The organism is Ensifer sp. 1H6 (assembly GCF_001976035.1).
GTDB lineage: Bacteria > Pseudomonadota > Alphaproteobacteria > Rhizobiales > Rhizobiaceae > Ensifer > Ensifer canadensis.
This window is the reverse complement of record NZ_MOAI01000006.1, coordinates 99,652-114,374: the sequence shown is the minus strand read 5'-3', so window position 1 is coordinate 114,374 and position 14,723 is coordinate 99,652. Positions and strand designations below refer to the sequence as shown.

General features: G+C 63.6%; 10 protein-coding genes and 1 pseudogene. 8 read left to right on the top strand and 3 right to left on the bottom strand.

What is annotated here, in order from left to right; all coding sequences use genetic code 11:
• Positions 1-18 precede the first annotated feature (18 nt).
• Positions 19-921, top strand: a complete 903-nt coding sequence (locus BKP54_RS09260; protein WP_084814363.1) for a cation transporter — start codon at positions 19-21, stop codon at positions 919-921.
• Between the two features lie 37 nt (positions 922-958).
• Here the strand turns inward: BKP54_RS09260 and BKP54_RS09255 are convergent, their stop codons facing one another.
• On the bottom strand, positions 959-2,572 hold the full coding sequence (locus BKP54_RS09255) for an ABC-F family ATP-binding cassette domain-containing protein (RefSeq protein ID WP_025425650.1): 1,614 nt from the start codon (positions 2,570-2,572) through the stop codon (positions 959-961).
• Positions 2,573-2,913: 341 nt separating this feature from the next.
• Positions 2,914-3,036, bottom strand: coding sequence for a hypothetical protein (locus tag BKP54_RS37090; protein ID WP_255569781.1), 123 nt, complete (start codon positions 3,034-3,036; stop codon positions 2,914-2,916).
• Between the two features lie 742 nt (positions 3,037-3,778).
• On the opposite strand from BKP54_RS37090, the pseudogene coaBC reads away from it, so the two are divergent.
• A pseudogene (coaBC, locus tag BKP54_RS09240) lies at positions 3,779-4,998 on the top strand (bifunctional phosphopantothenoylcysteine decarboxylase/phosphopantothenate--cysteine ligase CoaBC).
• Positions 4,999-5,201: 203 nt separating this feature from the next.
• Here the strand turns inward: coaBC and BKP54_RS09230 are convergent.
• Positions 5,202-6,008 (bottom strand): class II glutamine amidotransferase, encoded by an 807-nt coding sequence (locus BKP54_RS09230; protein ID WP_025425646.1) that lies wholly within the window; start codon positions 6,006-6,008, stop codon positions 5,202-5,204.
• Positions 6,009-6,287: 279 nt separating this feature from the next.
• Between BKP54_RS09230 and BKP54_RS09225 the strand changes: the two genes are divergently transcribed.
• The 6 genes from BKP54_RS09225 to iolB all read left to right on the top strand — a co-directional run bounded on the left by BKP54_RS09225 (position 6,288) and on the right by iolB (position 14,578).
• The gene (locus tag BKP54_RS09225; protein ID WP_025425645.1) at positions 6,288-7,418 is read left to right on the top strand and encodes a Gfo/Idh/MocA family oxidoreductase; all 1,131 of its coding nucleotides are present in this window, start codon (positions 6,288-6,290) and stop codon (positions 7,416-7,418) included.
• A gap of 117 nt (positions 7,419-7,535) precedes the next feature.
• Positions 7,536-8,399: a MurR/RpiR family transcriptional regulator gene (locus tag BKP54_RS09220; RefSeq protein WP_025425644.1), complete on the top strand. Its 864-nt coding sequence runs from the start codon at positions 7,536-7,538 to the stop codon at positions 8,397-8,399.
• Between the two features lie 115 nt (positions 8,400-8,514).
• Complete coding sequence (gene iolC, locus BKP54_RS09215) at positions 8,515-10,452, top strand: 5-dehydro-2-deoxygluconokinase (RefSeq protein ID WP_025425643.1); 1,938 nt, start codon at positions 8,515-8,517, stop codon at positions 10,450-10,452.
• Positions 10,453-10,540: 88 nt separating this feature from the next.
• Entirely contained in the window at positions 10,541-12,394 is a 1,854-nt protein-coding gene (iolD, locus tag BKP54_RS09210) for a 3D-(3,5/4)-trihydroxycyclohexane-1,2-dione acylhydrolase (decyclizing) (protein ID WP_025425642.1), read from the top strand.
• 245 nt (positions 12,395-12,639) lie between these two features.
• Positions 12,640-13,542 (top strand): myo-inosose-2 dehydratase, encoded by a 903-nt coding sequence (iolE, locus tag BKP54_RS09205; RefSeq protein ID WP_025425641.1) that lies wholly within the window; start codon positions 12,640-12,642, stop codon positions 13,540-13,542.
• 235 nt (positions 13,543-13,777) lie between these two features.
• Positions 13,778-14,578, top strand: a complete 801-nt coding sequence (gene iolB, locus BKP54_RS09200; protein ID WP_025425640.1) for a 5-deoxy-glucuronate isomerase — start codon at positions 13,778-13,780, stop codon at positions 14,576-14,578.
• Positions 14,579-14,723: the final 145 nt, after the last annotated feature.

Sequence of the window (14,723 nt, the reverse complement as noted above, 5' to 3'; positions counted from 1 at the left end):
AGGAGTGAATACAAGATCATGACCACCGCCACCGAACAAACCGTCCTCAAGCGATCGATCGCCGCCACCATCGTCGTCGGCGCGACAGGCGTGCTGTTCGGCCTGTTGTCCGGATCGGTGTCGATCGTGTTCGACGGGGTGTTTTCCGTCGTCGACGCCGCCATGACGCTGCTGGCGCTGGGAGTGACGCGGCTGATCCCACGGGAAAGCAGCCGCTTTCAAATGGGCTTCTGGCATATCGAGCCGATGGTCCTGCTGTTAAACGCCGGCCTACTCACGACGCTCTCCTTCTACGCCCTTATCAACGCCGTCGACTCGCTGCTGTCGGGCGGCCGCGAACTCGCCTTCGACTGGGCGATCGCCTATGCCGCCGTCGTCGTCGTCATCTGCATCGTGATGTTCATCTACGGGCGGCGGGCGAACCGCACGATCAGCTCGGAATTCCTGGCGTTGGATGTGCGTGCCTGGGCGATGTCGGGCACGATTACCGCAGCCCTGCTTGTTGCTTTCGTGGTCGCCGCGATGCTGAAGGGCACCGCCTATGAAGACTGGACGCCCTATGCCGACCCGGCAATTCTGGTGGTTCTGACACTTTGCCTGATCCCGCTTCCGCTGAAGACCGTCTATGCCGCGCTGAAGGAAATCTTCCTAGTCGCCCCGGCGGAACTGGACGAGAAAGTGCGCGAGGCAGCGCGCAATGCCGCCAGCCGCCACGGCTTTGCCGATTATCGCACATACGTCGCCAAGGTCGGCAGGGCCCGGCTGATCGAGATCTACCTGATCGGATCGGCCGAAACCCGGGTGGATACGCTTGCGAGCCTCGATGCGATCCGCGCCGAGATCGGCGCGGAAATCGGCGAGGCCGGGCGCGATCGCTGGCTGACGATCGCCTTTACCGGCGACGTGAAATGGGCGCAGTAGCGCCCACTGCCGGCGTGCCGCCCGAAATCATCCGCCTTTAACGAACGTTCGAGCGACGACCTGCCGACGGGGTCGTCAGATCGATCCGGCGCGTTATGCCGATCGCCTCCAGAAACGCCTCGTCGTGGCTGACGACGATGAGCGCCCCGTCGAAAGCCCGCAGTCCCGCCTCCACCGTCTCGATGGAATCGATATCGAGATGGTTGGTCGGCTCGTCGAGAATCAGGAGATCAGGCGGGCTCTCGCCGCCAAGCACGCAGGCGAGCCCCGCACGCAGCATCTGCCCGCCACTCAGGCTGGAGACGCGCTGCAGTGCCGCGTCGGCGCGGAACATGAACCGCGCGAGCGCCGCCCGACAGGCGTTTTCGCCGGCGCCGGGATGGAGCCGGCGGAAGTTGTCGCGGATCGACACCTGCGGATCGAGCAGGCTCACCTGTTGATCCAGAATGGCAAAGTCCGTCAGAACCCGAACCTGACCCGACCAGGGAGCAAGCTTGCCTGACATCAGCGACAGAAACGTCGTCTTGCCTGAACCGTTGCGGCCGGTGATCGCCACCCGCTCCGGCCCGGCAATCGTCAGCGACAGATTGGCGAGCACCGGACGGTCCGGGATATAACCGGCGCTGACATCATCGACCTGAAGAACGGCACGGCCGGGCGGCAGCCCGGTCGAAGGCAGCCGGACCGAAAACGGCTGGAGGATCTCGATGCGTTCGCGGGCGGCGGCAAGATCGCCGAGCGCCTGATCGCGTCGCCGCTCGGAAAGCCGCGCGTTGTCGCCCGCCGTCTTTTCGCTGCGCTCCTTCTTCGCATCGAGCAGCAGAAGCGGCTCGTCACCTTTGGCGCGCTTTCTGCGGCCGGCGCTATCCTTTCGGGCCTTGCGCTCCGCGAGCTCCTGCGTCTTGCGGTCGACCTCCGCAAGGCGTCGTTCCGCGTCGGCAAGATCGTGCCGGGCCGATGCGAGTTCGATCGCCTTGCGCTCGCGATAGTGGCTCCAGTTGCCGCCGTAGCTGGTGGCGCCGAGAGAGGTGAGTTCGACGATCACATCCATCGTGTCGAGAAGCTCGCGATCGTGGCTCACGACGATGGCGCCGCCACGCCAGTTCGCCATCAGCTCGATCACTGCCTCGCGCCCGGCGCGGTCGAGATTGTTGGTGGGTTCGTCGAGCAGGATGAAATCGGGATCGGCAAAGACCAATGCCGCCAGCTTGGCACGGGTCAGCTGCCCGCCGGATAGCGATGAGAGCGGCGTCTGCGCTTCTGCCTCCAGCCCGAGGCGAGCGAGCGCTGCGGCCAGTCGCGCCTCCAGCGTCCAGTCGGCAATCGACAGCTCGTCGATGCTGGCGGTGCCTTCCTCCGCTCGGCGTAGAAGCGCCAGCGCATCGGCAATGCCGAAGAGGTCGGCGACGCTCTCCTGTTCGGCGACCTGCACCGTCTGGCGCAGGATGCCGAGGCTGCCGTCGACCGAGACTGTGCCGGCCTGCGGCTGGAGTGTTCCCGCAATCAGCTTCAGCAGCGTGCTTTTGCCGACGCCATTGCGCCCGACAAGGCCAGAGCGCGCCGGGCCGAACGTCAGGCTCAGGTCGGAAAAGAGGCTGCGGCCGTCAGGCGTTGACCAGGTGAGATGGGAGAGCGAGATCGAAACAGGCATGGATACGGATTTCCCTGATGGCAAAAAGAGTGGGCTTTGCTGTCAGGTGGAAATCCATCGATGCGTGTATCCTGTGGTAATTTCTATCGATGCAAAGATAACATCGATCGTGTTTTCTTCAAGGGAAGGATGCCATAGCCGCTCGCCGCGAACCGTGAGCACTTGGTCGCCGCTCAGTCTGGAAACATCCTTGGCGCCCGTGCAACCGGCATTCTGCTTGCTTTGAAGCCAGATCCGGCCGCGTTCGGCACTGATCGATTGGAGATGGTATTGGAACACAGTGTGGGCGGCACACGAGCGTGGTCGCCCGGTCTGGAGCAGATGGTGCCGCCTTTGGACGATTACCAGACGAGACCGTTCAGCGTGATCAGCGCGATCACCAGCAGGGACAGGATGAGCGACATCTTGATTGCGGCAAGCGCGTAGTCATAGCGGCGAATATGCATTGCAAAGGTATGAAGCATGGCATTCTCCCTGGCGTCGAAATGCCCGACGGCCGTTGGGGCCGGGCCACGCGATCGCCTGCGTGTCATCTTATGAGGTGCGGGAGGCCCGCGCGGAAATCTGGAGCGGCATCCGCGACGCGTTTTGGCTGCTGAGGACGGCAGATCCGAAGGTCGACAGCTATTGGACCAGGGGCAGCCGACTTTCGACACGGCTGTGGTGCAAGTCCATGAGTCGGGCCAGGATTGCCTCGCCCTCTTCGCGATCAAGCGCCGGGTATCGCACCCGGACGGCATCCCGAAAAACATCGGCAACCATCGGGAATTCCTCGGGAAGGATCGGTCGCCCACGAAATCCGTCGATGGGGTGCATCACGCGATCTCCTCAGTTGGGGCGAAAGCGTAACGATCTCTCAGCCACCGACGCCCGTTCGATCGGTCGATGATGGATGCACTATGCGCCTTCGGCAGTGAGATACCAAGGGATATTCGCCGCTAGAAAGGGAACGCGGCCAGGCGCGCCATCTGGATCGGGTGATCTGCTGCCGGCGCGCAAGGATCGCCGAACGCCCCTCCAGGCGTGCGCCGCCACGGCTGCAATTGTGGCGTTCGGCCAGACACGTTGCGCCCGATGAAACGCTCAAGTAGGGTCGCTGCAACCGCGTCCCTCCGCCGGCGAAGCCGTCGAAAGGGATGCTGTTGAACACCATGGCTGAACCGGAAAGAACTCCGGTTAAGAAGGCGGCCGCAAGGCTGGGACGCAATGACACTGTCGGGCAAACGCATTCTCCTGATCATCTCCGGCGGCATTGCGGCCTATAAGAGCCTGGACCTTATCCGCCGGCTGCGCGAGCGCGGCGCCAGCGTCCGGCCAGTCATGACATCAGGTGCGCAACAGTTCGTGACACCGCTTGCCGTCGGCGCGCTTTCCGCCTCGCATGTCTATCTCGAGCTGTTTTCGCGCGAGGACGAACAGGATGTCGGCCATATCCGGCTGGCGCGCGAATGCGATCTGATCGTCGTCGCCCCTGTTACCGCCGACCTGATGGCGAAGATGGCGAACGGTCATGCCGACGATCTCGCCTCGACCATCCTGCTGGCCACCGACCGTCCGGTGCTGGTCGCGCCGGCGATGAACCCGAAGATGTGGGCGCACCCGGCAACCCGGCGCAACCGCGCGACGCTCGCCGCCGACGGCATCCATTTCATCGGCCCTGAAGCCGGCGAAATGGCGGAGAGCGGCGAGGCCGGAGAAGGACGGATGAGCGAGCCGCTGGCGATCGTCGCTGCCGTCGAAAACCTGCTTGCAGGCGGCGCGAAGCCACTTGCCGGACGCAAGGCGGTCGTCACATCCGGCCCGACGCATGAGCCGATCGACCCGGTGCGCTACATCGCCAACCGCTCGTCGGGCAAGCAGGGCCACGCCATTGCCGCGGCGCTCGCCAGGCTCGGCGCGGATGTGACGCTGGTGTCCGGCCCTGTGACGATCCCCGATCCCACAGGTGTCAACGTGATCCATGTCGAGCGCGCCGAGGAAATGCGCGATGCAGTGCTTGCCGCCCTTCCCGCCGACGTTGCGGTGATGGTCGCGGCCGTTGCCGACTGGCGGGTGGCAAGTGCGGCCGGCAACAAGATCAAGAAGAAGCCGGGCGAAGCGCCGCCACCGCTTCAATTGGCCGAGAACCCGGACATCCTCAAGACGGTCGGCCACCATGCAAACCGGCCGAAGCTGGTCGTCGGCTTTGCCGCCGAGACGGAGAACGTCGCCGACAACGGCCGCTCGAAGCTCGAGCGCAAGGGTGCCGATTACATTCTCGCCAACGACGTCTCGCCGCAACCGGCATCATGGGTGGCGATCGCAACCGGGTGAAGCTGATCTCGGCCGACGGCAACGACGACTGGCCGGAGATGGACAAGGAAGCGGTTGCCGAAAAATTGGCGGCGCTGATTGCGGCTGAGCTGGAGCGAAGAGAACAGGGTTGATCAATCGCCGTACCTGGCCAAAAAGCCCCTCACCCTAACCCTCTCCCCGCAGGCGGGGCGAGGGAACGTGCCCTGTGTGGATGAAGCATCCGCAGCAAAAGGAACGCGCGAGTGCGGCGTATCCCTTCTCCCCGTGAAAACGGGGAGAAGGTGGCGGCAGCCGAATGAGGGGCCGCTCACTGCCCACCGATATGCTGAAAGCCTCAGGCCGAACGGTGCTTGCGTACCGGCGCGCCCTGCGTCGAGAACAGCCTGACATCGACGCCGTTTTCGCCGACGATCACGGCCGTGCCGTCAGGAATTTCGACCCAGGCGCCGTCGTCGTCGTTGAGCGGTTCGGAGACAAGACAGTAACCGCCGCTCGGGCCCATGGGTGCTGCGTAGAGCGTCGGCGCCTTCCAGTCGGAGGCATAGCGCACCGCATAAAGATCGTTGCCGTCAGAGAAGGCGGCGGTGAAGCGCACCAGAACCTGGCGCTCCAGATGTTCGGCAAGCTGTTCGATGAAGGCCAGCGCTTCGGCGATCGCGCCGAGCGGATTGTGGTCGAGACCAAACTGCATGGCGAGCAGGAACAGGAGTTCGGAATCCGTCGTGCCGGTGCGGGCCGAATAGAGGTCGTTGTCGAGCATGCTCTCCATCGGCCGGCGCAGATGTTCGAAGTCGCCGATCTGGCCGTTGTGCATGAAGGACCAGCGCCCGAAGACGAAGGGATGGCAGTTGTCGCGCCGGGTGCCGCCACCGGTCGACGCCCGCACATGGGCGAGGAACAGCGGCGAGCGGATCTGGCGGGCAATGCTCTTCAGATTGCAGTCGGACCAGGCGGGGAGAATGTCGCGGTAGCGCCCAGGTTCCGGATGGTCGCCGTACCAGGCAATGCCGAAGCCGTCGCCGTTGGTCGCCGTCTTTGCCCGCGTGGCGCAATGGGACTGCTCGATCAGCGAGTGCGCCGGAGAGGTCACCAGTTCCTCGAGATAGAGCGGCTCCCCGCGATAGGCTGCCCAGCGGCACATGCTGAAATCACTCCGGTTTCGCACCGTTCATACGGATGCGATTCGTTAACCATGAGCGATGTTCCGACGAAACATGGTAAAAATGCGTTAACAAATTCATCCAGGCTCTGCCGGGACCGTATTCTCGGCCACCCGATCGCGCTGTCTCGACAGAAACATCAACCAAGGCGCCTCCATAGACCTCCAATATATTTTCGAACAAATATTCCATGTTGACAAATCTTGCACATTTCATTTCATTCCGAGCCACGACACGGTCGTTGACCCCGGAGGAATGGCATGAGCAGCAAGAAGAAACTGGGTGTGGGCCTGATTGGCACGGGCTTCATGGGCAAGGCGCATGCGCTCGGCTTTACCATCGCCGCGCGGGTGTTCGATCTGCCCTTCGAGCTTGACCTGGTTTCGGTTGCCGATGTGACCACCGAAAGCGCGGAAAACGCCCGCCGGCGTCTCGGCTTTCGCAAGGCGACGGCGGACTGGCGCGAACTTTTGACCGACCCCGACATCGACATCATCGACATTACCACGCCGAACCTTCTGCACAAGGAGATGGCGTTGGCGGCCATTGCCCATGGCAAACATGTCTATTGCGAAAAGCCGCTGGCGCCGATGGTCACTGACTGCGCCGAAATGGTCGCGGCTGCGGAAAAGGCCGGCGTCACGACCCAGGTCGGTTTCAACTACCTGAAAAACCCGCTGATCTTCCTCGCCAAGGACATCATCGAGAGCGGCGAGATCGGCGAGATCCGCTCCATGCGCGGCGTCCATGCCGAAGACTTCATGGCCGATGCCTCGGTGCCGTGGGGCTGGCGGCTGAACCCGGCCAGCGGCGGCGGCGCGCTTGCCGATATCGGCAGCCACATCATCGCCTCCATGCGTCACCTCGTCGGGCCGATCAAATCGGTGCTTGCCGAAACCATCATCCAGATCCCTGAGCGCCCCGTCTCTGCCGGCGCCAGCGAGATGCGCGCCGTCGAGGTCGACGACATCACCCGTGCCTTCGTGCGCTTCGAAAACGGCGCGACCGGCAGCTTCGAGGCCAACTGGATCGCCACCGGCCGCAAGATGCAGCACGATTTCGAGATCTACGGCTCCAAGGGCAGCATCGTCTTCACGCAGGAGCGCCTGAACGAGATCCGCGTCTACTCCACCGGCGACGATATTCGCAGCCGCGGCTTCCGCACCATCTGGGCCGGGCCCGAGCATCCGCCCTACGGCGCCTTCTGCGTGGCACCCGGCCACCAGATCGGCTTCAATGATCTGAAGGCCATCGAGGTGAACGAGTTCCTTGAGGCGATCGCCAAGGGCAAACCGCCATCGACCGATTTCCGCGAGGGTTATGAGGTGCAGAAGGTGCTCTCGGCCACCTATCAATCGGCAAAGACCAACGAATGGGTCCAGATCGGCTGACGAAAAGTCGGAATGGAAAAGGCGGCAAAAAATGGAATGCCTGTTCTATCCCAGCCGCCGCTATTCGATTAGTGTGAGGTCACTAGAGAACACGGGTCAGACTGGAGACAGACAAGAATGGCAACGCCTGAAACGACGACGGAGGTCCCGCAGGATTTCGAAGCGCTGAAGGCGGTCATTCTGGAGCGAAAGGCGCAGCTGCCGAAACGGTTGAAGCAGGTGGCCGCCTATTCGCTTGACAATCCCGACGAGATTGCCTTCGGCACCGCCGCAAGCATCGCCACCTCGGCCGACGTCCAGCCGTCGACCCTGGTGCGCTTTGCCCAGCACTTCGGCTTCGAGGGCTTCTCCAGCCTGCAACAGATTTTCCGCGCCCGCCTGCGCGAGCGCACGCCTGGCTACGAAGACCGGCTGAAGGCACTGAGCGAGAACGAACACAGCAAGCTCGAGAGCGGCTCGATCTTCAACGGCTTCGTCGCCGCCGCCCACCGCTCGCTCGACAACATCGCAACCTCGGTCGACCCGGAAGCCTTTGAGCGCGCGGTCGACATCCTCGCCAAGGCCGAGACGGTCTATCTGATCGCCAAGCGCCGCTCCTATCCGATCTCCAGCTACATGGCCTATGCCTTCGGCAAGCTGAAGGTGAAATACCAGCTGGTCGGCACGGCCGCCGGCATCGATGACGACATGCTGGCGATGGCTGGCAAGAACGATGCCGCGTTTGCCGTCAGCTTCTCGCCTTACGCCTCCGAAAGCGCCACCCAGGCGCGGCTGCTTGCCGAGCGCAAGGTGCCGGTGGTGTCGCTGACCGACTCGGCGTTCTCGCCGCTGGCGGAATCTTCCAAGGTCTGGTTCGAACTGGTCGAGGCGGATCACGCCGGCTTCCGCTCGCTTTCCGCCAGCATGGCCTTCGCCATGGCGCTGACAGTCGCCATTGCCGAGAAGCGTCGCCGCCTGCTTGAAGAGACGAGGACGGAATAGAACGGATAGAATGAAAATTCTATATTGACGAAACGCCGGAATTTATGTTTCATACCTGCATCACCCACAGAACGAGAATGGTCGGGGCCGCAAAGGCGTCCGCGGGGAGGAAGCAGTGAGCCAGAACGTTTCGCCACAGGGAGCAAAGCCGCTCGACCTCATCACCATAGGCCGGGCATCGGTCGACCTCTATGGCCAGCAGATCGGCACCCGGCTTGAGGACGTTGCGAGCTTTGCCAAATCGGTCGGCGGCTGCCCCTGCAACATCTCCGTCGGCACCGCGCGGCTCGGGTTGAAGTCGGCGCTTTTGACCCGCGTCGGCGACGAGCAGATGGGCCGTTTCATTCGTGAGCAGCTGACCCGCGAAGGCGTCGAGACCCGCGGCATGGTAACCGACCCGGAGCGCCTGACGGCGCTCGCCATCCTCGCCGTCGAGAACGACAAGTCCTTTCCGCTGCTGTTCTACCGCGACAACTGCGCCGACAATGCGCTGTGCGAAGACGACGTTTCTGAAGACTTCATTCGTTCGGCGCGGGCCATCCTGGTTTCCGGCACGCACTTTTCCAAGCCCAACACCGATGCGGCGCAGCGCAAGGCGATGCGTATCGCCAAGGAAAACGGCGCGAAGATCGTCTTCGACATCGACTACCGCCCGAACCTCTGGGGCCTTGCCGGCCATGATGCCGGCGAAAGCCGCTACATCGCCTCCGACCGCGTCTCGGCCCATCTGAAGACAGTTCTCGCCGACTGCGACCTGATCGTCGGCACCGAGGAAGAAGTGTTGATCGCGTCGGGCGAAAGCGACCTGCTGCAAGCGCTGAAGACGATCCGGGCGCTGTCCACGGCGACGATCGTCCTGAAGCGCGGCCCGATGGGCTGTATCGTCTATGACGGTCCGATTTCCGATAACCTCGAAGACGGCATCGTCGGCAAGGGTTTCCCGATCGAAGTCTACAATGTGCTCGGCGCCGGAGACGCCTTCATGTCCGGCTTCCTGCGCGGCTGGCTGAAGAACGAACCGCATGCGACCTCCGCGACCTGGGCCAACGCCTGCGGCGCCTTTGCCGTCTCCCGCCTGCTCTGCGCGCCTGAGATCCCGACCTGGACCGAGCTGCAGTTCTTCCTGGAGAAGGGCAGCAAGGAACGGGCGCTGCGCAAGGACGAGGCGATCAATCACGTGCATTGGGCGACCACGCGCCGCCGCGAAATCCCGCTGTTGATGGCGCTGGCGATCGACCATCGCAGCCAGCTGGAAGATGTGGCCGCCGGCAACCCGGAGCTACTTGCCCGCATCCCGGCCTTCAAGGTTCTGGCAGTCAAGGCGGCGGCACAGGTGGCGGCCGGCCGTTCCGGCTTCGGCATGTTGATCGACGACAAATACGGCCGCGACGCGCTTTATGCTGCCGGCGCCCACCGCGACTTCTGGATCGGCAAGCCGATCGAGCTTCCGGGCTCGCGGCCGCTGCAGTTCGAATTCAGCCAGGACCTCGGCAGCCGCCTGATCGACTGGCCGGTCGACCACTGCATCAAGGTGCTGTCCTTCTACCATCCGGACGACCCGGCCGAGATGAAAGCGACGCAGGTGGCCAAGCTGCGCTCGGCCTTCGAGGCGGCTCGCAAGGTCGGCCGCGAAATCCTGATCGAGATCATCGCCGGCAAACACGGCAAGCTCGACGACCAGACCATTCCGCGCGCGCTCAACGAGCTTTACGATGCCGGCCTCAAGCCCGACTGGTGGAAGCTCGAGCCGCAGGCAAGCCGCAGCGCCTGGGCAGCGATCGATGCGGTCATCGAAAAGCGCGATCCGCTCTGCCGCGGCGTCGTGCTGCTCGGCCTCGAAGCCCCCTACGAGGCGCTGAAGGACGGCTTTGCCGCGGCCCGCACATCGAAGACGGTCAAGGGTTTTGCCGTCGGCCGCACCATCTTTGCCGATGCCAGCAAGGCCTGGCTCGGCGGCACCATGACCGACGAGCAGGCGATCGCCGACATGGCCGGAAAATTCAAGGCGCTGGTGGATCTCTGGCTGCAACTGGGTGAAACAAAGGCGGCGTAGGATCGGCGGAGTCCTTAACTCGATTCCGATCTGAGAAATTATACAGTCGGCGAAACGGGACGATTTCGCCACGAGGAGGAAACAGAGTATGAGCCAGAAGACCGTGCGCCTGACCATGGCACAGGCCGTGGCGCGGTTCCTGACCCGCCAGATGACCGTCATCGACGGCAACAAGGTACCGATCTTCGGCGGCGTCTTCGCCATCTTCGGCCATGGCAACGTCGCCGGCGTCGGCGAGGCGCTGCACGGCATCAAGGATACGCTGCCCACCTACCGCGCCCAGAACGAGCAGGGCATGGCCAATGCCGCGATCGCCTTTGCCAAGGCGAGCTTCCGCCGCCGCTTCATGGCCTGCACCACCTCGATCGGCCCCGGGGCGCTGAACATGGTGACGTCGGCAGCCCTTGCCCACGTCAACCGCCTGCCCGTTCTTTTCCTGCCCGGCGATGTCTTCGCCAATCGAAGGCCCGATCCGGTGCTGCAGCAGGTGGAAGGTTTTGCCGACGGCACGATCTCGGCCAACGACTGCTTCCGTCCGGTTTCGCGCTATTTCGACCGCATCACCCGGCCGGAGCAGATCATCCCGGCGCTGCGTCGCGCCATGCAGGTTTTGACGGATCCGGCCGATTGCGGCCCGGTCACGCTCTCGCTTTGCCAGGACGTGCAGGCGGAAGCCTATGACTATCCGGAAGCCTTCTTCGACGAGAAGGTCTGGTCTTCGCGCCGCATCGAGCCCGATGCCGATGAGCTCGCCTCTGCTATTGCTGCGCTGAAGGCAGCCGAGAAGCCGGTGATCGTCGCCGGCGGCGGCGTGCTCTATTCGGAAGCCAGCAAGGCGCTGGCCGCCTTCGCGGAAAAGCATGGCATTCCGGTTGTCGAGACCCAGGCCGGCAAGTCCTCCCTGCCGCACAGCCATCCGCTCAACATGGGTTCGGTCGGCGTCACCGGCACGTCAGCCTCCAACCAGCTGGCGGAAGCGGCCGACGTCGTGCTCGCCGTCGGCTCGCGGCTGCAGGACTTCACCACCGGCTCCTGGTCGCTGTTCAAGAACGAAGGGCTGAAGATCGTCGGCCTCAATGTCCAGCCGTTCGATGCGGCCAAGCATGAGGGGCTGCCGCTGGTCGCCGATGCGCGCATCGGCCTCGAACGCATTTCCGCCGGGCTCGGCAATCACAAGGCCGACACCGCCTGGACCGACAAGGCCAAGGCCGGCAAGGCCGAGTGGCTGAAGGCCGCCGACAAGGCGACGGCAACCACGAATGCGGCGCTGCCTTCGGACGCACAGGTCATCGGTGCGGTCCAGCGTGCACGCGGCGGAGCGGAGACGGTCCTCGTCTGTGCGGCAGGCGGGCTGCCCGGCGAGTTGCACAAGCTCTGGCAGGCGGAAACGCCCGGCGGCTACCACATGGAATACGGCTTCTCGACCATGGGCTATGAAGTCGCAGGCGGCCTCGGCGCCAAGCTCGCCCGCCCCGACAGCGACGTCATCGTCATGGTCGGCGACGGCAGCTACATGATGCTGAATTCAGAGATCGCCTCGTCGATCATGCTCGGCGCCAAGATCACCATCGTGCTGCTCGACAATGCCGGCTACGGCTGCATCAACCGGCTGCAGATGGCAACCGGCGGTGCCAACTTCAACAACCTCTTGCGCGACACGCACCATGTCGAGCTGCCGGTGATCGATTTCGCTGCGCACGCCGCGGCGATGGGCGCGCTCACGCGCAAGGTCGGCTCGATTTCCGAACTGGAATCGGCGCTGAAGGAAACGGCAGGCGAAGCCCGCACGACCGTGATCGTCATCGACACCGATCCGCTGATCACCACCGACGAAGGCGGCCATTGGTGGGATGTCGCAGTCCCCGAGGTTTCCAACCGTACGGAAGTCAACGAGGCCCGCAAGGGCTACGAGAAGGCGCTGACCTCCCAGCGCTTTGGCTGAGATTGCCCTTTCGGCGCCCGCGTTGTCCACGTGGGCGCCGTTGCGCATTTATGCCCCTCACCCTAACCGTCTCCCCGCCTGCGGGGAGAGGGAACTTCGGAGAGCGCGGCATATCCCTTCTCCCTGCAAGCGGGGAGAAGGTGGCGGCAGCCGGATGAGGAGCCATCGTCGCCCTCCCCTGCCGTACGAGTGAGACACAACAAACCTTCCGCCCCAAGCGGATGACGCAAGAGAAAGTGAAAGACATGATCCGCTACGGAACCAATCCGATCGCCTGGAGCAACGACGACGATCATTCGATCGGCGCGCATCTGACGCTCGAGGATTGCCTCTCCGATTGCCAGAAGATCGGCTTCGACGGCATCGAGAAGGGCCACAAGATGCCTTCCGATCCGGAAGCACTGAAGGCAAAGCTCGCCTCCTACGACCTCGTCTTCGTCTCCGGCTGGCACTCGACCAACCTGCTCACCCATGACGTCGAGACAGAGAAGAAGGCGATCCAGCCGCATCTCGACCTCCTGAAGCACAATGGCTGCAAGGTGGCGATCGTCTGCGAGACCTCGAACGCCATTCACGGCGATGACACCAAGTCGGTCGCCAACGACAAGCCGGTGCTGCCGGCAGACCAGTGGAAGAAATTCGGTGCAGACCTCGAAGCGATCGCGCAATATTGCGCCGACCAGGGCGTCGATCTCGTCTACCATCACCACATGGGCACGATCGTCCAGACCGGCGAGGAAATCGACCTGTTGATGCAGAACACCGGTCCGGCAACCAAGCTTTTGCTCGACACCGGCCATGCCTGGTTCGGCGGCTCCGACCCGGCCGAGGTTGCGAAAAAATGCATGCACCGCGTCCGCCATATCCATTGCAAGAACGTGCGCACTGCCGTGCGCAAGGTCGTCGAAGGCGAAGGCCTCTCCTTCCTCGAAGGCGTGCGCCGCGGCGTCTTCACCGTTCCGGGCGACAGCGAAGGCGGCGTCGATTTCCTCCCCGTCCTGAAAATCGCCGCCGAACACAATTACGATGGCTGGCTGGTGATCGAAGCCGAGCAGGATTCCGCCGTGCGCAATCCCTTCGAGTATCAGTCGCTCGGACTGAAATCGCTGAAGGCGTTTGCCAAGGAAGCCGGGCTCGATCGGGCTTAGCAGCCCCTCATCCGGCTGCCAGGTTCGAGGGGAACGCCCCTCATCCGGCTGCCGCCACCTTCTCCCGCTCGCGCGGAGAAGGGAAATGCCGCTAGCTCCGCGCCCCCCCTCGCAGCGTAAGGCGAAGAAGATCAGGCGCACTCCAGAATCCCCTCTCCCCGCTTGCGGGGAGAGGGCTAGGGTGAGGGGCAGGCCAAGAATGCCGCCGCCAAGTAAGAAGTCAGGAGACCGCCAAATGTCCAAACTGCTCGTCAAACCGAAGGCCAAGTCCGGCCTGATGCAGAACGTCACACCCGAAAGCGCCGGCTGGACCTATGTCGGTTTCGCGCTCAATCGGCTGAAGCCGGGCGAGACGACGCAGGGCGAGGCGGGCGACAAGGAAATTTGCCTTGTGCTGGTTTCGGGCAAGGCGAAGGTTTCGGTCGATGGCGAGGATTTCGGCGAGCTCGGTGAGCGCATGACGCCGTTCGAGGGGCAGCCCTATGCCGTCTACGTGCCGAAGGGCAGCCGCTGGCAAGTGGCGGCGACGACCGATCTCGATCTTGCGATCTGCTCGGCCCCGGGCGGCGAGGGTTTCAAGGCCAAGGTGATCAAGCCGGGAACACACCCGCAGCTGACCCGCGGCAAGGGCACCAACACCCGCTATGTCACCAACATCATGCCCGAGGACGACAGCTCCGCCCAGTCGCTGCTGGTGGTCGAAGTGATCACGCCGGGCGGACACACCTCTTCCTACCCGCCGCACAAGCACGACCAGGACGATCTGCCCGCCGAGAGCTACCTGGAAGAAACCTATTATCACCGCCTGAACCCGCCGCAGGGATTTGCCGTGCAGCGCGTCTATACCGACGATCGCTCGCTGGACGAGACCATGGCGGTGGAAGACGGGGACGTGACGCTGGTGCCGAGGGGATATCACCCCGTTGCGGCCGTGCACGGCTACGACGTCTATTATCTCAACGTCATGGCCGGGCCGAAGCGGGTCTGGAAGTTCCACAACGCCCGCGAACACGAGTGGCTGTTTACCGGCGTTTAGGAGCGACGTGGCGCACCTACCGATCAGGACCTTAGGTGTGCGCCGATCCGTACGGCACCGTGCCGTACCGTTGCACTGGGATGGACGGATGCGGGCCGCCCCAGAGCCGTTAGTGCGAAGCGGCTTTCCTTCAGGAAATGCGAAA